Origin of the sequence: Psychromicrobium lacuslunae (genome assembly GCF_000950575.1) — a bacterium.
Lineage (GTDB): Bacteria > Actinomycetota > Actinomycetes > Actinomycetales > Micrococcaceae > Renibacterium > Renibacterium lacuslunae.
Genome location: NZ_CP011005.1, coordinates 2,564,464 through 2,584,262, shown reverse-complemented (window position 1 = coordinate 2,584,262; position 19,799 = coordinate 2,564,464). Strand labels below are relative to the sequence as shown.

10 protein-coding genes are annotated in these 19,799 nt (G+C 60.3%); all 10 read left to right on the top strand.

The genetic code is table 11. From position 1 onward, the window contains the following. The first annotated feature begins 2 nt into the window (after positions 1–2). The 10 genes from UM93_RS12120 (at position 3) to UM93_RS12075 (ending at position 19,792) form a co-directional block, all read left to right on the top strand. Positions 3–515 (top strand): MarR family winged helix-turn-helix transcriptional regulator, encoded by a 513-nt coding sequence (locus UM93_RS12120; protein ID WP_234399302.1) that lies wholly within the window; start codon positions 3–5, stop codon positions 513–515. A gap of 129 nt (positions 516–644) precedes the next feature. Then, the gene (locus tag UM93_RS12115) at positions 645–1,706 is read left to right on the top strand and encodes an iron-siderophore ABC transporter substrate-binding protein (RefSeq protein ID WP_045075843.1); all 1,062 of its coding nucleotides are present in this window, start codon (positions 645–647) and stop codon (positions 1,704–1,706) included. Positions 1,707–1,751: 45 nt separating this feature from the next. Further along, entirely contained in the window at positions 1,752–2,813 is a 1,062-nt protein-coding gene (locus UM93_RS12110) for a FecCD family ABC transporter permease (protein WP_045075842.1), read from the top strand. Continuing rightward, on the top strand, positions 2,810–3,886 hold the full coding sequence (locus tag UM93_RS12105) for a FecCD family ABC transporter permease (RefSeq protein WP_082057132.1): 1,077 nt from the start codon (positions 2,810–2,812) through the stop codon (positions 3,884–3,886). Before UM93_RS12110 ends, UM93_RS12105 begins: the two co-directional genes overlap by 4 nt. A gap of 74 nt (positions 3,887–3,960) precedes the next feature. After that, a complete protein-coding gene (locus tag UM93_RS12100; RefSeq protein ID WP_422784957.1) occupies positions 3,961–4,899 on the top strand; it encodes an ABC transporter ATP-binding protein in 939 nt (312 codons plus the stop codon). Continuing rightward, the gene (locus UM93_RS12095) at positions 4,896–5,894 is read left to right on the top strand and encodes a siderophore-interacting protein (protein WP_045075841.1); all 999 of its coding nucleotides are present in this window, start codon (positions 4,896–4,898) and stop codon (positions 5,892–5,894) included. Before UM93_RS12100 ends, UM93_RS12095 begins: the two co-directional genes overlap by 4 nt. Positions 5,895–6,427: 533 nt before the next feature. Continuing rightward, a complete protein-coding gene (locus tag UM93_RS12090; protein ID WP_045075839.1) occupies positions 6,428–13,813 on the top strand; it encodes a type I polyketide synthase in 7,386 nt (2,461 codons plus the stop codon). A gap of 2 nt (positions 13,814–13,815) precedes the next feature. Beyond that, the gene (locus UM93_RS12085; protein WP_199921745.1) at positions 13,816–18,621 is read left to right on the top strand and encodes a type I polyketide synthase; all 4,806 of its coding nucleotides are present in this window, start codon (positions 13,816–13,818) and stop codon (positions 18,619–18,621) included. Beyond that, positions 18,618–18,956 carry an acyl carrier protein gene (locus UM93_RS12080; RefSeq protein ID WP_045075836.1) on the top strand — a complete coding sequence of 113 codons (339 nt, stop codon included), beginning with the start codon at positions 18,618–18,620 and terminating at the stop codon, positions 18,954–18,956. The genes UM93_RS12085 and UM93_RS12080 overlap by 4 nt, the downstream gene beginning before the upstream one ends. Continuing rightward, positions 18,953–19,792, top strand: a complete 840-nt coding sequence (locus tag UM93_RS12075) for an alpha/beta fold hydrolase (RefSeq protein WP_052663772.1) — start codon at positions 18,953–18,955, stop codon at positions 19,790–19,792. Before UM93_RS12080 ends, UM93_RS12075 begins: the two co-directional genes overlap by 4 nt. Positions 19,793–19,799: the final 7 nt, after the last annotated feature.

The following is a 19,799-nucleotide window of genomic DNA, read 5'->3' as shown; positions in this document are numbered from 1 at the left end:
CAGTGTCTATTCCAGTGTCTAATCCGGTACCTCATTCGGCGGGGCCCCAGTGGCTCTCCACCGAGCAGCGACGGGCCTGGTTAGCGCTGCTCTCGACACTGGCGACCTTGCCGCGGGAGTTCGATGCGCCGTTACAGAGGGCAGCGCAGCTAACGCTCTTCGACTACAACGTGCTGGCCATGCTCAGCGAGCAGTCGGACGGCAGGCTGCCGATGAGTGAGTTGGCCTCGCGCACTGCGGCCTCGCTCTCCCGACTCTCGCATGTGGTGCGTAAGCTGGAGGGTCGCGGATTGCTCTCCCGCAGCGCACACCCAGCGGATGGCAGGGTTACCACGGCCGAGCTTTCGGTGTTTGGTCGACAACTTGTCGAGCAGCTGGCGCCCGAGCACGTCGAGCAGGTGCAGCGATTGATTTTCCAGCGGCTTGACGCCACCGAAGTAGAACAGCTGGATCAGATCCTGCGAAAGTTGCTCAGTGGCATTGATCAGAATCAATGGATCTTCCGAGCCGACTGAGTGTCATCTTGAACGTAAGCTTCGCCACAATTGGGAGATAGTGCCCAAATAGGGCACAAGTTTGTTTCCTAATCCTTTTGCTTTGCGCTAGCCTTTATTAGGTTTGCATTACCTAATAGAAGGCTCGTTGTGAAAATTTCTCGCCCCCGTAACCTAGCCGGTCTAGGCGTTGCCGCCCTGGTTGCCGCACTCGCTCTTACTTCCTGTTCAACCGGCAACGTTGCAGCTACCGACAAGAACAGCGAGCCCAGCGCGGCTAGCGATCAGTTCCCGGTCACCTTGAAAAACGTCTTCGGCGAGACCACTATCAAGAGCCAGCCGCAACGTGTCGCCACGGTGTCCTGGGTGAATGACGATACCGCTTTGGCGCTCGGAGTGGTTCCGGTGGGCATGCCGAAGGTGGAATGGGGTGGCGACGCTCAGGGTTTGACGCCCTGGAAGGCCGATGCGCTCAGTAAACTCTCGGCCTCGCTCGGTACTGAGAAGGCGCCGAAGCTCTACAGCGAAGCCGACGGGATTAACTTTACCGAGATCGCCAAGACCACTCCCGATGTCATCCTGGCCGCGTATTCTGGTTTGTCCAAGGAGGACTACCAGAAGCTCTCCAAGATCGCTCCGGTGGTGGCGTACAACGGTGATCCCTACGGCACTTCCTGGCAGGATTCCACCACCGCGATTGGCAAAGCCCTGGGCAAGAGCCAGCAGGCTCAGGAACTCGTCACCTCCACCGAGAAAGCCATTAAGGATGAGGCCTCGAAGTTCCCGCAGCTAGCGGGCAAAAGCTTTGTCGCCGGCAATCTTGAGCCGGGTAAAGCCGACGGGGTAAACATCTACACTGATCTCGATAACCGGCCTAAGTTCCTGACCAGCCTTGGCCTGAAGCAATCATCAGTGGTTCAGGCAGCTACTAAAGATGCCAAGAGCTTCTTCATCTCCTGGTCTTTGGAGAAAGCCAATGAGCTAGATTCAGATGTTTTCGTCAGTTGGGTCCCCGACGCGGGTGCCAAAGACGCGATCCTCAAGGATCCCTTGCTCGGGCAGGTACCGGCCATTAAGAAGGGTGCGTTAGTTGCCGACCCGGATAAAACGCTGAACTTGGCGATCTCAGCAGCCTCGCCATTGAGCATTCCCTGGGCTTTGAACAAATTCGTGCCGGAATTGGCTGCGGCGCTCGATGCTGCGGCCAAGTAGCCGAAGCATGGTGGTGAGTAGCACGAGCGAGCTGACCTAGAACCGATGACCGAGGTCCTTGATCGGCCCGAGTCAGCTGAGCAGTCGGTGACGGCGGCTCGGCGCTCCGGCCCGGCTCGCAAAACAGTGGTGCTGATCGTGCTGGTGACGGTGCTGGCACTAGTCAGCATGGTCTCGGTGGCGGTCGGTGCGCGGTTCGTGTCAGTGAGCACGGTGATTGATGCCTTGGCACATCTCAATCAGAGCGATGGCGGTGACTGGGACGTGGTACATAGCCGGATCCCGCGTACCGTGGCGGCTTTACTCACCGGTGCTTGCTTGGGGCTGGCCGGCACCGTAATGCAAGGGGTGGCGAGGAACCCATTGGCCGATCCGGGCATTCTGGGGGTGAATGCCGGTGCCGCGCTCGCGGTGATCGTGGCTGTGGTGTACTTCGGTATCCACACCCTGAGCGGATACGTCTGGTTTGCTTTCCTTGGTGCCGCGCTCGCTGCGGTGCTGGTTTACGCGGTGGCGAGTCTGGGCCGCGAGGGAGCCACTCCGGTCAAACTCGCGCTGGCTGGCGCGGCGTTGACCGCCGGGCTGGGCTCGCTGCTCAACGCCCTGCTGATCACGAATCAGGATGCCCTGGCCTCGTTTCGAAACTGGCAGGTCGGTTCAATTGCCGGAAAGAACCTGGAACAGATCCTTTCCGTGTTGCCGTTTATGGTGATTGGGACCCTCATTTTGCTATTCACTGGTCGGATCTTGAACGGTCTGGCGCTCGGCGATGATTTAGCTCGCGGCTTAGGTCAGAATCCTGCTCTCGGACGCGGGCTTTCGGCTCTTGGCGTGGTGCTGCTTTGCGGTTCAGCCACCGCTCTTGCCGGGCCCATTGGCTTCATCGGATTGATCGTGCCGCACCTTTTGCGGACTCTGATCGGCACCGACTACCGCTGGTTGTTGCCTTATTCGCTGCTCACTGCCCCCATTGTGCTGGTGGCAGCAGATGTGCTCGGACGAATAGTGCTTCTGCCGGGCGAAGTACCGGCCGGGATCATCTCAGTGATAATCGGTGCCCCGGTTTTCATCTGGCTGGTGCGTAAGCGCAAGGCGATTAGCCTATGAGCGCGCAACTGTTGGCTCCGGCTGGCGAGCGTGATTCAAGCCGCACAATCGATTCACTGAAGCTGCTGCGTGCGCAGCGCGCTCGGTTACGCCGCAAAACGGTGCTGGTCTGCCTCGGCCTGGCAACCTTGAGCTTTGCCCTGCTGGCCGTCAACATCCTGCTTGGCAGTTTTACCGTGACGATTCCTGATTTCTTCGCAATGCTCTTTGGTAAGACTATCCCGGGCGCCAGTTTCATCGTGATGGAGAATAAATTGCCGCGAGCCGTGCTCGGCCTGCTGGTCGGGCTGGCCTTCGGGGTTGGTGGAACGATCTTCCAGACCTTGCTGCGAAACCCGCTGGCGAGCCCCGACATCATTGGCATTTCGCAAGGCGCAAGCGCCAGCGCGGTGGCCGCGATCGTTTTCTTCGGTGCCAGCGGAGCCACTGTCTCCCTGGTCGCTATTATTGGCGCCGTCTTGCTTGCGCTACTGATAGTGGCATTGGCGGGCCGGAATTCCGGTGGCCGATTGATTTTGGTTGGTTTGGGAGTGGCGGCTCTGATGAACGCCTTTGTTACCTTCGTGATGCAGCGTGCTGAGATCAACCGGGCCCAGGACGCCATTGTCTGGCTGACCGGCTCATTGAACTCCGCCAACTGGGACCGGGTGGTGGCGCTGAGCGGCGCACTGCTGTTGATCTGGCCGCTGAGCGCACTGTTCTCTGCCCGACTAGGCACCTTGCAACTCGGTGACGATACTGCCGCGGGTCTAGGGATTGCGGTAAGTCGAACTAAATTGGGCCTCATTTTGGTCGGGGTTGCCTTAATCGCTGTGGCGACGGCGGCGGCCGGGCCGGTTGCTTTTGTTGCTTTCTTAGCCGGCCCGATAGCGCGAAGACTTCTAGCTGGCAGGATCTCGTTGCTCGCTTCCGGCTTAGTCGGGGCAAGTATCGTGCTGGCCGCTGATTATGTCGCGGCGTATCTGATTCCCGGTGGCGCTGCGCTTCCGGTGGGGGTCGTTACTGGAGCGACGGGTGCCCCCTTCTTGCTCTGGCTGCTGATCAGCAGCAATCGCCGCGGGAACGCTGCCTGATGCAGACAAAGACACAGACAAAGAAGCAGACAAAGATGCAGAGAACTAGGGACAAGCGAGGAGTGGCAGCGGCAATGCGCCAGCAGACCGGTAGCGGAAAGGCCCCCATGAGTGCGGGCTCAGCCAGTTTGAAAGCTCAGGGCATCTCCCTGGGCTACGCGGAGCGGCTCATTGTCGAAGAGCTCAGCGTGGAGCTACCGGCCGGGCAGATCACTATGATCGTCGGGGCGAATGCCTGCGGTAAGTCAACCCTGCTGCGTGGGTTGGCCAGGCTGCTCAAGCCCTCCGCCGGAAGCGTACTGTTGGACGGCGCTGATATTCACCAGCAAGCAGCCAAGCAGGTGGCGCAAAGGCTCGGGTTACTGCCCCAGGCACCGAGCGCGCCCGAGGGCATCACCGTTTCTGAACTGGTGGGTCGTGGCCGCTACCCGCATCAGGGCTGGTTCAGGAAGTGGTCCAGAGAAGACGATGAGGCGGTTGCCGATGCTCTTGAGGCAACCTCAACCCTGCAATTAGCAGATCGGGAAGTGGACGAACTCTCCGGCGGACAACGGCAGCGAGTCTGGATTGCGATGGCGCTGGCCCAGCAGACCCCGCTGCTATTGCTTGACGAGCCAACTACCTATCTCGATATGGCCCATCAGGTCGAGGTGCTCGATCTGATTACCGAGCTCAATCGCAGCCGGGGTACCACCGTCGCCATCGTGCTGCACGAACTCAACCTCGCGGCACGCTACGGCGACCATTTGATTGCGATCAAAGAAGGGAAGATCGCGGCGCAGGGAACCCCGGCGGAGGTGCTCGATGCTGAGCTGGTCCGCGAGGTTTTCGGTCTTGAGTCGATGGTGCTGCCCGACCCGATCACCGGGGCCCCGATGGTGATTCCGCAGGGTCGGCAACATGCCAGAGCACTCAACTCGGTGTCTCAAGCCGCGAAGCAGACCAGAGCCCATGCCGACCCTCAGCCGACCGATAATAACCACGACACCAGCTTGGAAGGAGTAGAAGCATGACAGCAGGTACTGCAGCCAGTCAGAACGCGGCTAAGGTCAAACCACTCGTTGCCTTCGAGGTGGAGGTGGACAGGGTGCAAAGCCTGAGTCCACACTTTAAGCGAATCACTTTCAGCTCCGAGCAGCTGCGCAATTTTGGTTCCGATGCGGAGGGCAATACCTTGGATCTGCGGATCAAGGTGATGGTTCCCTCGCCGGGTCACCCGCTGCCGGACTTCGCTGAGTTAATGGAAACCCACGACTCCAATTGGTATCAGACCTGGTTGCGAATGGATCCGGAGAGCCGTGGCTATATGCGCACCTATACGGTGCGTGAAGCCCGACCAGAGGCTGCCGAGATCGATGTGGATTTTGTGCTTCATCCGCCTGCTGCCGGAGTTGCCGCCGGACCAGCAGCGAGCTGGGCCGAGCAGGCGAGCGTTGGCGAGCCAATGGTATTGATTGGTCCCAATGGCCTCGCAGGCCCCTGCCTCGGCATTGAGTTCAAACCGGGGAATGCGCGTCGGGTGCTGTTGGTTGGCGATGAGACAGCGGTGCCAGCGATTGCGGCCATCCTGGAAAATCTCGATGCTGAGGTGACCGGCGAGGTGATCATTGAGGTGCCGGAAGCAGCGGATTTTCAAGATCTCAAGGCTCCTGCCGGTGTGAAGATCCAATGGCTCTCGCGGGCCGGAGCCGGAGCACCCGCGAGCCACGGAGAGCTCCTTGATGCCGCGGTACGTGCCACCATCCTGCCAGGCTCGCAGCACGGCCCGGTGGAACTGGAAGAGGTCGATGTGGACGCCGAGATTCTCTGGGAGACTCCTGATGCGGCTCACCCGCCGATTGCTCCTAGCGGCCCCGAATCCGAAGCCCATCGACTGTATGCCTGGATCGCTGGAGAAGCAGCGGTGATTCGTGAATTGCGTCGTTACCTGGTGCGCGAGGTCGGTATGGACCGTGGTCAGGTGGCATTTATGGGCTATTGGCGGATGGGGAAGGCCGAAAGTAGCTGATTCTTCAGACTGTTAATAGCAGTGATCGACAGGCAGCGATTCAGGAAAATTGATCATTCGAACAGGTTTTGGTGATTCTTTGAGGCGCCCAAAATGCGGTCGCCGTCGAGGCGAACCGTAAATCGCCAGTTTTTCTAAGGAGCCTGAGATTTACCTGAAAATAGTCTGAAAATAACGCGGCTGTGATTTAAAGTGGTTTTAAAAAACTGAGTAGTATTTCACTTTTGAATTTATGTCGTGATTGAGCTCACTGCGAAAGTTTCCCTTGTTTCCGGGGTTTCGATGCTCAAGTAGTGGTCCTGAGGTGGCCGTGTGTGACGGGGCTAGGTTTCTCCATATTTCGTATTTAATAATATAAAGTTACCTCCGATTAACATAGCGTGAATGAGTCGAAATTATCTTGACAATGTTGTTATTCGAGCCAATGCTTGAACAGCAAGATGGATTTAATGAAAATGCGGTCGATCGATTAATTGATCATCCGGTTTTGTGGATGTGGGGATCCTAGCGAGTCAAGAAGATGGGACACAGCCATGAGCATCGAATTTGTGGAGCGTACTGCGATCCTGGCAGTCAGCCCCTTTGCCACTCCAGATGCCAGGCTGGTAGCCGCTGCTTGTAATAGCGGAGCACTTGGCATTCTCGATCTGGGGTCCGCTGCCGAGCCGGCGCGTGAGGCGCTCGAGCGGCTGGGGCGTTGGACCTCAGAGCCTTTCGGGGTCCGAGTGGATAGCGCTTGCGCGCTGAGCTCCGCCGAGGTCTTTGCGCAGTCCGCTGTTGCGCCGAGTTTCCTGCTTCTGGCAGCCGGGCCCGATCAGCTACCAGGCTGGGCTCCGGAGACGCTGCCGGACGGCGTCACGGTGCTGGTCGAGGTACGTGATCTAGCAGAAGCCTTGGTAGCCCAATCCGCTCAAGTCAGCGGTTTGGTGGCTCGCGGGAGCGAAAGCGGTGGTTTAGTCGGGCCGCTGAGCAGTTTCGTACTACTCCAACAGCTGCTCAACGCTGAGGAGGTGTTGCTGCCGGTTTGGGCCGCCGGAGGCATTGGTCCGAACACCGCACGAGCAGCTAGCGTTGCCGGTGCCGCGGGCGTGCTTTTAGACACCCAGTTGGCGCTTTTGAGTGAGGCCGATAGCTCGGCAGCACTGACCGCTCTGCTCAGCAATCTCGATGGCTCTGAGACCTCGATTATCGACGGCTACCGGGTGCTACGGCGTCGTGGCCCAGCGCAAGGCCAGGAGCAACCAAGCTACCAGCTGCCACGGGATCTGGGCAGCCAGGATCTGCAACGACAACTACTGCCGATTGGTCAGGACGGTTTCCTGGCCAATCGTTTCAATTCGCTCTGGGGAAGTGTCCCGGCGACCATTAAGGGTCTTCGCGAAGCGGTGCGATTCCACTGCGATAGCGCCCTGTTGCGAACTGCTTCAGCGATGGCACAGGCGATGGGAACCGAGCTTCCGCTGGCCCAGGGGCCGATGACCAGGGTAAGTGACCAACCGGCCTTCGCCGCTGCGGTTGCTGCGCATGGTGCGCTGCCGTTCGTCGCACTCGCGCTTTCAACGCAGGCGCAGAGTCGAGCCGTGCTGGAAGGCACACGCGAACTGATCGGCGAGGCCCCTTGGGGTGTTGGCATCCTAGGCTTTGCTGACGAGGAGATCAGGACCGCTCAGCTCGAGGTGGTTCGTCAGCTGCGACCTAGCCATGCCATTATCGCCGGTGGTCGTCCCGCGCAGGCCGCTGAATTGGAAGCGATCGGCATTAAGACCTTCTTACACGTGCCATCTCCTGCCTTACTCAGCCAGTTTCTGAACGCCGGCGCTCGTCGCTTCATCTTCGAAGGCTCCGAATGCGGCGGCCATATCGGACCGCGGAATAGTTTCGCGCTCTGGGAAGCCCAACTCGCGGTACTCGAGGATCGGGTCGAGCAACTCCCAGGTGAGCCGGTGAGCATTTATTTTGCGGGCGGGATCAGCGATCAGCTTTCAGCTGCCATGGTGGCCGCCTTAGCCGCGCCGCTGGCTGCCAAAGGCGTTCAGATCGGGCTGCTTGCCGGCACCGCCTACCTCTTCACCGCTGAGGCGGTCAGCGCCGGTGCCATTGGTGAGGTTTTTCAGCAACAAGTACTCAGCGGGCACAGCACCGCGAGACTGGAAACCGCGCCTGGGCATGCCACTCGTTGTGTCACTAGCCCGTTCACCGAGGAATTCCGGGCGATCAAGACCCGGCTGGCGGCGGAGCAGGTGCCAGACCGGGAGGCGTGGCAGGAACTTGAAGCGCTCAATCTGGGACGGCTGAGATTAGCGAGCAAGGGCGTCGAACGACGAGGCGATGAGTTGCTCGAAGTGAGCGCGGAACGTCAGCTAAGTGACGGCATGTTCATGGCAGGCGAGGTGGTCGCGCTACGTTCCGAGGTCATCTCAATAGCTGAGTTGCATCACACCCTGAGCGAAAAAGCCGCAGAATTCCTAGATCGTCGTAGTGCCAAAAGCAGCTGGGTTGCTGACGAACCAGCAACCGCAGCGCCGCTGGACATCGCAATAGTTGGTATGTCCGGAGTGTTTGCGGGCAGCCCCGATCTAGCGGCCTTCTGGGCCACCATCGTTGCCGCCAAGGACGTTGTCACCGAGGTGCCAGCCGATCGCTGGAATGCCGAGGTCTACTACGATCCGAGCGGTAGCGAAGCAGTCAGCACGCCGTCCAAATGGGGTGGCTTCCTGCCCGAGATTCCGTTTGATCCACTGCGATACGGCATTCCCCCGGCGTCCCTCGGTGCCATCGAACCGGTCCAGCTACTTGCCCTCGAGGTTACCCGGAGAGCCCTTGACGACGCCGCCCTCGGTAAATCAATGGACCGCTCACGCGCAGCTGTTTTCTTTGGTGCCGAAGCGGGCAGCGACCTTTCTAATGCCAGTGTGCTGCAGAACCTCTTACCGCAATACCTCGAACAGGTGCCGGAGGAACTTTCCGCACAGCTGCCCCTGCTGACCGAAGACTCTTTCCCGGGCATGCTTTCCAACGTTATTTCCGGCCGGATCGCTAGCAGACTTGACCTGGGCGGAGCCAACTACACAGTTGATGCAGCCTGCGCCTCCTCGCTGGCAGCCTTGGACGCGGCCTGCAAAGAACTGACCCTGGGTACCGCTGACGTAGTGCTGTGCGGTGGCGCTGATCTGCATAACACTATTAATGACTACTTGCTTTTTGCCTCGGTCACAGCGCTCAGTCCGAGCGGTCGATCCCGAGCTTTCGACCGCGACTCAGACGGCATCGCACTCGGCGAAGGAGTCGGCTGTCTGGTGCTCAAACGGCTTGCCGATGCCGAGCGGGACGGCGACCGGGTCTACTCGGTGATCCGAGGCATCGGCAGTTCAAGTGACGGCCGTTCGCTCGGGCTCACCGCGCCTAGGCCGGAAGGCCAACGTTCAGCGTTGGAACGCGCCTACCGCAATGCTCGGGTAGACCCGGCCAAAGTTGGTCTGATCGAAGCCCACGGCACCGGCACGGTGGTGGGCGACCGCACCGAACTGAGCATGCTCAGCAAAGTGTTTGCTGAGGCCGGCGTACCGGTGGCCAACGCCGCTATCGGCTCGGTGAAGTCCCAAATCGGCCACACCAAGTGCGCTGCCGGGGTGGCAAGTCTGATCAAAACTTCGCTAGCGATTCATCACGGCGTGAAACCGCCCACACTGCACGTGAAAAATCCCAGTCTGGCCTGGCAAGCAGGGCAGAGCCCCTTCGTTTTCAATCAAGAAGCCACACCTTGGCAACAGCCGATAGAAGAGCGATTCGCCGGGGTCAGCGGCTTTGGCTTTGGCGGCACGAACTTCCATGTGGTGCTTTCCGGGCATCAGAAGGCGGCTCCCGGACGACACAGTCTGGACGAATGGCCAGCCGAGTTGTTTCTTTTCCACGGTGAGCCCACCGACGCGGTGCGGGCGGTCAAGGAGCTCGGCGCCATGGTTTCGTTGGGCGAGGACAACGGGAGACCGTGGCGACTTCGGGACCTGGCGGCAAACCAGGCAGCCCGCAGTAGTTCGACGAGCAAGCCGGTGGCGATTGCCTTAGTCGCTCGCGACATTGACGAACTCACGCTGCTTTTGGCCCGCGCTGCCCGTGGCGACCACGACCCGCAGGCTGGCCTGTTCAGTGCCGCCGAAGCGCCCGGTTCAGTCAGCTCAGACAATGCGAGCGGCAGCGGTTCCTTGGCTTTCCTTTACCCCGGGCAAGGCAGCCAACGCCCCGGCATGTTGCGGGAACTCTTTGTTGCCTTCCCGGAATTGCACGAACTGCTATCACTCGGCGAGCGTTGGGCTGGCACCATGTTGCCACCGGCCGCCTTCGGCGCGGAAGAGTCAGCCGCGCAGGTCAAAGACATCACCGATACTCGGGTGGCCCAGCCGGTGCTTGGCCTGGCCGCACTAGCACTCGGGCAGCTGCTGAAGAAGGCCGGAATTGAGCCTGATCTTGCCGCTGGACACAGCTATGGCGAACTGGCTGCCCTGGCTGCGGCCGGAGTTTTCGATGCTCGGACGTTAATTTCGCTGAGCGCCGACCGGGCAGAGGCAGTGGTGGCGGCGATTGGTGACGATCCCGGCAAGATGGCCGCAGTAGCCGCCTCCGGAGCGGAGATTGAGGCCGCTTTGGCAGCTGCCCAGCTCGAGCAGACGGTGACGCTGGCGAATCGTAATTCACCTTCGCAAACGGTCATCTCTGGCTCCACTACGGCCGTTGAGGCCGCCGTCGATGCACTCAAATCAGCCGGTCTGGGCGTAAAAACCTTCCCGGTGGCCTGTGCTTTCCACAGCCCGATGATCTCGCGGGCAAGCGATAATTTTGCGGAAAAATTGCGCGGAGTGCCGTTACAGGAGGCTGCCTTCCCGGTCTGGAGCAATCGGCAGGCAGTTGCTTATTCGAAGGACAGCGAGGAAATACGTGCTGAACTCGCCGCTCAGCTGACTGCCCCGGTGCGTTTCGTGGAACAAATCGAATCGATGTATGCCGCTGGGGCCAGGACCTTCGTAGAGGTTGGCCCGGGCCAGGTGCTGAGCAAACTGGTGAAAGCGATTCTGAACGATCGTCCGCATACCGTCGTGCCATTGGCGGCCAGCTCGAAGGGCAGTATCAGGGAATTGCTGCTCGCTTTCGCCGAGTTGGCCAGTGTCGGTGTATCGGTCAGCACCGACTGGCTTTACCGAGGACGTGACATTCAGCCCATTGACGATGCGGTCGTCCCCACTGTGCCCGGTTGGAAAATCAACGGCGTCACCATTAAAAATCGGCAGGGCAAGATCGTGCCCGGTGCCCTGGTACCAGCTCAACGAATCAAGGAGGTCACAGTCGTGAACAACACCCAGCAACGCTCAGAACGGGATGCCCTGGTGGCAGATTTCTTGCGCAGCAGTCGAGAGCTTATCGCTGCGCAGCGCGACGTCTTATTGGGGTACCTCGGCAGTTCTCCGGCCGCGCCATCATCGGCCGCGGCCCCCAGCGCCTTCGCCTCAATAGGGGCGGAGAACTCGCTGGCCCCTCAGACGGCACCGTCGCCCCAGCCCTTAGAGGCCGTAGCTGCTCCGGCCATTGACACTTTCCAGGCAGCAGCGTCGCTGCCCGGGGCTGGCCAGCAGGCAGTAGCAGCGTCGCAGCCGGCAGGTACCGACACGCTGACCCGTCAGCACGCGGAGAACTGGAGTTTGGCAACCGTGTTGGAGACGGTGGTGGGGGTGATTAGTGAGCGTACTGGGTATCCGGCGGAGATGATTGAGCCGGATTTGGATTTGGAAGCTGATTTGAGTGTTGATTCGATTAAGCGTACTGAGATTGCTGGTGAGTTGGCGGCTCGTTTTGCTACGGTTGGTGGGCCGAGTCTGAGTGAGTTGCAGCTTGAGGAGCTTTCCAAGGCGCGCAGCACCGGGGCAATCGCGGACTGGCTCTTTGCCAGCATCGACAACGCACAAACTGAGCAAACACAACAAGCTCAACAAACTCAGTCAGCGCAGGCCGGGATCGCGGTCAGCCAAGTTCTCCCCGCAGCACCCCAAGGAACGCCAACCAGCACGACCTCTCCGGGCTGGACACCGGCGAGCATCCTGGAGACGGTGGTGGGGGTGATTAGTGAGCGTACTGGGTATCCGGCGGAGATGATTGAGCCGGATTTGGATTTGGAAGCTGATTTGAGTGTTGATTCGATTAAGCGTACTGAGATTGCTGGTGAGTTGGCGGCTCGTTTTGCTACGGTTGGTGGGCCGAGTCTGAGTGAGTTGCAGCTTGAGGAGCTTTCCAAGGCGCGCAGTACCGGGGCAATCGCGGACTGGCTGTACCAGGCTGTGAACCCGCAGACCGCGCCGACAGAAGCCACCCAGGCTGAGACAACTCAGCCCGCCGAGCCGGATAGCCTCGCTCGAACCGAGGCGCAGCCAACGGCTGAGGCAGCACTCGGGGTTACCGGGTTCAGCCCGGAGCGGTTGCTTTTCAAGAAGACCCGGTTGCCGAACCCGCAGGCAACCGAGGGCAGTTTAGGTGGCGTGCAACTCCTGGTGGTCGGTTCGGGGGAGATCGCCCGACAGGCGGTTGAAGCTGCCAAAGCACTGGGGGCCACCGCCGAGTTGAGCAGCCCGGAACAAGCTCTGAGCGTTTTATCGGAAGACCTCGACGGCCTGCTCTATCTTGAGCCGCTGGACAGTTCAAGCAGCGCCGGAGTGCTCGAACTGTATCCGCTTTTCAAAGCTGCGGTTACGCTGAATCCACGCTACTTATTGGCGGCGCGTCCCACCGCTCATCACGGTGCGGGCGACGAGCAGCAGATCATTGGTTTACGTGGGCTGTTCCGCAGTCTGGCCCGGGAGTACCCCGAAGTGCTGGTTAGGTTGGTGGACATTGAGCCGACCAAACCCGCGGAAGCAGTTGCCACCGCTTTGCTAGCCGAATTGACCGACTCAGCCTACGAACCAATTATTGACTTGTTCAACGGTGAGCGCACCGGCCTGGAATTGGTCAAGACCACACTCGGTGTGCTGGGGGCTACCGGTGCCGGGCCGGCGGGAGAGGGTGCAGCTGAAGCCGAGGCCTTGCACCTGGATCGTGATTCGGTAGTTGTTTTGGTGGGCGGCGGACGTGGCATCACAGCCAAATTCGCAGCTACCTTAGCGCAGGCCAGCCGTTGCCGGATCGAGCTTTTTGGCCGCACTACACTGAGCGCCGAGCCCGAAGCCGCAGATATTGCTGGGCTTTCCGAGACCAATGAGCTGCGCCGGGCCTTGGCCGGTCGCCCTGGTGCTAGCCCGGCATCGGTCGCTCGAGAAGTTTCGGAGATTTTGGCTCGTCGCGAGGTCGCCGCCACGATGACCGAGCTCCGTGCCGCGGGTAGCTCGGTGGAGTACCACTCGGTAGATGTCCGCGATGCCGATTCCTTGCGGGACGCGCTATCAGCCGTTTATCAGCAGCATGGCCGGATCGATGGTCTGGTGTACGCCGCCGGGGTGATCGAGGACAAGCTAGTCGCCGAAAAGGACGCTGAGTCGTTCCGCCGGGTGTACAGCACCAAGGTTGATGGTGCAGCCACCATCTTGGAGGTGGTCGACAGCTTGCCTAGCGGTCCGGAGTTTGTGGTGTTCTTCGGCAGTATTGCGGCGGCCCTTGGTAACCGTGGGCAGAGCGATTACGCGGCTGCCAATGACGCCCTAGAGGCAATGGGCTCGGCCTGGTCATTACGCACCGGCGGCCGAGCGATCACCGTGCACTGGGGGCCATGGGCACCTTCCGGCACTAACCCCGGAATGGTAAGTCAGGAACTGGCCCGGGACTACCAGCGGCGCGGTATCAAGCTGATCGACCCAGAGGCCGGTACACATGCGCTGCTCAAAGAGCTCGCCTGGGGTGAACGTGATTTGAGTGCTGTGGTCTACACCGCCTCGGGGTGGTGAGAGTGCAGCAGCCGATAGCAGTTGTTGGCATGGCTGCGTTCTTCCCCGGTGCCAAGAATCTGCAAGAGTTTCGCGATAACCTCTTCGCCGGGACTGATGCGATCAGCGAGGTTCCCGAGGGTCGCTGGCAGCCTGAGCTCTATCATCCGGAAGCCAGTTCTGAACCGGCTAGCTCGGACCGTTTCTACTGCCGTCGCGGTGGTTTCGTGGCGGACTTTCCCGAGGTTTCGGTAGCCCGTTTCGGCATTATGCCCAGCTCGATTGAGGGTGCCGAACCGGATCAGCTGATCGCTCTTGAAATGGCGGCGGCAGCGTTAGCCGATGCCGGGGCCTGGGGACCTGAGGGACTGGTAGCGGGCCTGGATCGCTCCCGGGTGGGTATCGTGTTGGGACGTGGCGGGTATTTGGCGCCAGGCGTGGTGCGGCTCAACCAGCGGGTACGCACCGCCCATCAGCTGGTCAGCACTCTTCGGCAGTTAATGCCGGATCTAACCGAGCAGAAATTGGACAAGATCAAGCAGGCCTTCCTCGAGCAACTCGGTCCTGACCGACCGGATACTGCAATCGGCTTGGTGCCGAATCTGGCCGCCTCCAGGGTGGCCAATCGACTGGATCTGCGCGGGCCTGCCTATACCGTCGATGGTGCTTGCGCTTCCTCGCTGCTCGCGGTCGATCACGCGGTGCAAGAATTGGAGTCCGGCCGTTGTGATCTGGTCTTGGCGGGAGGGGTGCATCACGCGCATGACGTCACGCTGTGGAGCGTGTTCACCCAATTACGCGCGCTCTCGGTTGCCCAGCAAAGCCGCCCCTTCGATGCTGAATCAGATGGCATTCTGATCGGCGAAGGCACCGGAGTGCTGGCCTTCAAACGATTGGAAGACGCGGTTCGTGATGGGGACCGGGTGTACGCCACTATTCGGGGCAGCGGAGTGGCAAGCGATGGCCGCACCTCGAGCCTGATGAACCCCGACCCTGGTGGTCAAAGTCGTGCCGTCCGCTCCGCTTGGCAACAAGCCGGGATAGACCCCGCGGGCGCCGCCTCGGTGGGATTGATTGAAGCTCACGGTACTGGCACACCGGCTGGAGACGCCTCGGAATTGACCACTCTTGCCGAGGTTTTCGGTGCTGCTGATCCGGTCGGACCCAAGCCGGTGATCGGCTCGGTGAAGTCGATGATTGGCCATGCCATGCCCGCCGCCGGAGCCGCCGGGTTAATTAAGGCGGTCCTTGCGGTTTACCACGGTGTACTTCCTCCGACGCTGGGGATCAGCCAACCACACCCCGGCCTGGCAACAACCAGGTTTGCCCCGCTTAGCCAGCCTGCCGAATGGGCTACCGACCCGCGGCAGCCACTGCGCCGGGCCGGAGTCAATGCCTTCGGCTTTGGTGGCATCAATGCCCATCTGGTGGTTGAACAGCTACCCGGGCAAGCAGCGCAGCCAGTGCTGATCGGGACAGAGCTTTTCGACGCCGACGGAGTACGATCAGCCCCCTCGACGGCAACGCCGGTCCCCGCTCTCTCGGCGGCCCCGGTGTTATTGCTCTCGGCTGACAGTGTGCCGGAATTGCAGCAGATCCTCGCCCTGGACGACGATGAGTTAGTTGGCAAGATTGGCGCAGATCCGGGAACCGGTGCGGTCCGGCTCGCCATTCTGGCGCCCGGCAAAAAACAGTTGTCGATGGCCCGCAAGGCAGTGTCCAGAGGAAAGGCCTGGCATGGCCGCGGAGATGTCTGGTTCCGGCCCGGTCCGCTATCTGCCGATTCAGAGCGCGCCGGGGTCGGAAACCAGGCCGGGCTTGGTTCGCGCAGCGAGCCGCTTGGCTCAGCTGAGCTGGCCTTTGTCTGCCCCGGTTTGGAAGCCGAATTCAAGCCCAACGTTGCCGATGTGATTTCCCACTTCGGCTTACCGCCCTTGCGAGGCGCGGCCGGAGCGGGGGCCGATGGCGGAGCGACTGAGCTGGTCGGCAACACTCAGCTGCAGGGCAGCGCGGTGCTGCAAGTGTCCCGAATCTTGGCGGCGGCGTTACAGCAACTTGGCGTGCAGCCGGACGCGGTTGCTGGTCATAGCGTCGGAGAGTGGGCCGCGATGGTGCTGGGCGGCATCTACGACAGTGCGCGGGTCGATGAATTCCTGGACGCTTCCGGAATGTCCGATGCTCAATTCCCAGGGCTATCTTTCGCGGTGATTGGTGCTCCTGCACAGCAAGTGCTCGCCGAACTGGCGGGACAGCAAGAAGTGGTGCTCTCACACGATAACTCGCCGCTGCAGTCAATGATCTGCGGTCCAGAGGATGAGGTGGCTGAGTTAGTACAGAAATTTCGTGCCCAGGGGCACGTTTCCAGGGTGCTGCCCTTCGTCTCTGGCTTCCATACCCCAATGTTCGCGCAGTATCTCGACCAGCTCGAGAACCTCACCGGCAACTTGGAGATGCGGGCCGCGCAGATCCCGGTCTGGTCGGCCACCACGGTGGCGCCATTCCCGGATGATCAGCAGCAAATTCGAGAGATTTTTGTCAGGCACCTACTCGAAACGGTACGGTTCCGGGAACTGATTGAGCAGATGTACCAGGCCGGTCATCGGATCTTCGTGCAGCTTGGACCGGGACAAATGGGCAGCCTGATCACCGATACGCTCGGTGAGCGGGAACACCTGGTGGTTAGTGCGAATTCGGCTCAGCGTCAGGGCCTCGATCAGTTGCGGAACGTGCTGGCCGCGCTCTGGAGTTGTGGACGACAGGTCGATTTGAGCTTCCTCGGTGTCAACTCAGTTGCCGCCACTGGCTCGGTTGAACCCGCTGCCGAGAGGGAAGCGGCCCGGCGGACGGGGCCGCTCAGCCGACTGGATCTGACCAGCCCGGTGACCAAGCTATCCGAGCAGGCAGCGGCCGCGCTGGCCAGCGAGTTGGCGGCACAGAGCAACCAGCCCTCGTCGACGGCGGTGAAGGAACTGGCCAACAGCGGAAATCTCAATCCCCAACTGGCTACCGAGCTGAGTGCCCTGCTTGCCGAAACGAATCAGCTGGTCGACTCGGTGATGAGCGCGGCGCTGAAAGCCCCGAGCCAAGCGCAGCCAGCCATTCAGGCTTCGCCGAGCCTCGCCGAGCCTCCGACATCGATACCGCAGGCCGTACCAGTTGCGGTGATTGCGCCGGCCTTAGACGGGCCATCGCAGCCAGCCATCCCTAGCCAGCCGAGCCCGCCCGAACCGCGAAGTCTTGAGATATCCCTCCAGACGATGCCCCATCTTGCTGACCACAGCTTCTTCTCGCAGCGCGCGGATTGGCCCGAATTTAGCGACCGGTTCCCGGTGGTGCCAGGTACCACGATCATCCGCTTGCTGATGGATGAGGCCGAGCGGTTGAGCGGGCAGCACGCTGTGGCCGTGCATTCGGTCAGATTCAACCAGTGGGTCGAGCTGACCGAACCTCGTCGGCTGGAGATCACCGCGAGCTGGATCGACGATAGTCGACTGGCGATGTCCTTTGGCGGTTTCTCGCATTGCACGGTGGAACTTGCCGAGCACTACAACGTCCCCGAATCAGAGCCGTGGCTGGTCAATCTCGAAACGGAGGGTCCCTCCGGACTGACCGAAGTATCGGAAATGTACAGCAAGCGCTGGATGTTCCATGGCCCGCAATATCAGGGGATCGTGGCGGTGCATGGTGTTGGCCCGGAGCATATTCGCGGCCGGATTGTGGCTAAACCTGCCCCGGGCGCGCTGCTGGATAACGTCGGTCAGTTGGCTGGGTATTGGTTGATGTCGAGGTTTACCGAGCGTTCTACTGTGTTTCCGGCCGGGATGCAGACGATCAAATTTTTCGGCCCGGATCCGGCTCCCGGCAGCGAGATAGACTGCCTGTTGCGAATCACCGAAGTCAACGATGACTTCTTCCAAGCCGATGGCCAGTTACTCCATGATGGAAAGATCTGGTGTGAACTGACCGGCTGGCAGGATCGACGCTTCGACAGTGCCCCCAATATTCGCCAGATGGACGAAGCGATCGAGCATCATGCCTTCGCACATCCGCAACCCGGTGGCTGGGTACTGATGCCAGACTATTGGCCCGATCTGGCCTCCCGTGACCTGACCATGCGGAAGTATCTGGCCAAACAGGAGCGCCTGGAGCATCAGGCCAGCGCACCACGGGGTCGACGGCAACGGCTACTCGGTAAGGTGGCGCTCAAGGATGCGGTGCGTCTAGAACTCTGGAAATCGCAGCCCGGGCAGGCGATCTTCCCGGCGGAGATAGCCATTGATCACCTGGCCTCCGGGCAACCGGTGGTGGCTGGACTGCATGGTCGGGAATTGCCGGAGCTGGACGTCTCGGTGGCCCATTGTGAAGACCTTGGGGTTGCCATGGTGCGCCGACGCAAAGACAAAAAGAACCAACAGACCCAACTGAACGGGGTCGGCATCGACCTGGAGGTGATTGGCCATCGATCCGAATCGTTCCGGGAGATTGCCTTTACCGAGAACGAGCGAGAGCTGCTTGGCAGGCTCGAACCGAGCGCGCTAGGAGCCGAGGATGCTATTGAAGCACAGGCCTGGCCGACCCGGTTCTGGGCCGCCAAGGAGGCGGTTGGCAAGGCGCTCGGTACCGGACTTGCCGGTAAGCCTCGCCAATTCGAGATTGTCGCCGTGCACCCCGGCGATGCGAGCTGCGATTTCTATCTCGAGGTCAGCGCCGCGCTACGACGTCAGCTGGTTGCGGTGCGCACTATCGAAAATCCAGAAAAACTACCCGAGCGCAAATATGTGGTCGCCTGGACCACTGATTCATCCGATTATGAAAGGACTTCACGATGACTACCAACCTCTCACAGGATGTGCCAAGCCCAGAGGCAGTGCTTGCGGAAATTAGCCGAATCCTCGAAGAGCTACTCGGGGACTACGGGCTTGACGATATTGAGGTTACTCGCGAAACCCTGTTCCAGGATGATCTTGAGTTGGAGAGCATCGACTTGGTCACGCTTGGTGGCAAGCTGCGTGATCGCTACGGTGAAGCGATCAATTTCGCTGAGTTCCTCGGCTCGATGGAGCTTGACGAGATCATTGAAATGCGGGTGGGACAACTCGTCGACTATGTCACCGAGCGGCTCAGTGAGACGGCGAAGGACTCCGCAGCGGAGGGGGTAGCATGACCTCAGCGATCATTAACGGTCATAAACTCAACTATGAGCTGTTGCGTGCTACCGGCCTTGCCCCGGGAGCACCGCGAGAAACCTTGGTGCTCATTCATGGCATTCTGATCGACAATCTCTCCAGCTACTACTTCACCGTTGCTCCAGCGTTTGCGGCCGCAGGTTTCGATGTGCTGATGTTCGATCACCGTGGGCACGGTAAGAGCGCACGAATTGAATCTGGCTACACCGTCGACCACGTGGTAGACGATCTGGCCGAGTTGCTGACCGAGATTCAGATTCCCGGACCGATCCATTTGGTCGGTAACTCCTACGGCGGTGCAATTGCTTATTCGTTTACGCTGCGCTTTCCGGAGCGAGTGGCCAGCGTCACCGTCATCGAGGGTGAGCATCCCACTGAAAGTTGGCGTTCGGTGATGCAAGACGCGCTTGATCAATGCCTGATCGAATCGGTCAAACCCGATTTTATGAGCAAGATCAAGGATTCCTATGGTGCCCACGGGGTGCGGCTAGCCAAGGTCGCGCTACGTATTTTGAACACCACTAAAATCGTTGAAGAGCTGCCGCAAAGCCAGCTTGTCGCTGAAGATGCACTGAGTAAAATTGAGGCGCCGCTATTGGCGATTTACGGTGCTAAATCGAATTTGGCGGCGCAGGAACCACTGGTCCGAGCGCAGGTCAAAAAACATCGAATCATTATGGTGCCTGATATCGGTCACACCATTTTGCAAGATGCCGCCAAAACGGTGGAGATCGAAGTGATTGACTGGGTGCGCGCCCACCCAGCGGCCACCGGTTCGGTGGCTCCGCTGCGAATCGCCGAGCCTTCGCACTGAGCGGAGA

Coding starts and splice junctions, on each gene's coding strand:
- UM93_RS12110 (WP_045075842.1), top strand. CDS start 1,752: ATGACCGAGGTCCTTGATCGGCCCGAGTCAGCTGAGCAGTCGGTGACG.
- UM93_RS12105 (WP_082057132.1), top strand. CDS start 2,810: ATGAGCGCGCAACTGTTGGCTCCGGCTGGCGAGCGTGATTCAAGCCGC.
- UM93_RS12100 (WP_422784957.1), top strand. CDS start 3,961: ATGCGCCAGCAGACCGGTAGCGGAAAGGCCCCCATGAGTGCGGGCTCA.
- UM93_RS12095 (WP_045075841.1), top strand. CDS start 4,896: ATGACAGCAGGTACTGCAGCCAGTCAGAACGCGGCTAAGGTCAAACCA.
- UM93_RS12090 (WP_045075839.1), top strand. CDS start 6,428: ATGAGCATCGAATTTGTGGAGCGTACTGCGATCCTGGCAGTCAGCCCC.
- UM93_RS12080 (WP_045075836.1), top strand. CDS start 18,618: ATGACTACCAACCTCTCACAGGATGTGCCAAGCCCAGAGGCAGTGCTT.
- UM93_RS12075 (WP_052663772.1), top strand. CDS start 18,953: ATGACCTCAGCGATCATTAACGGTCATAAACTCAACTATGAGCTGTTG.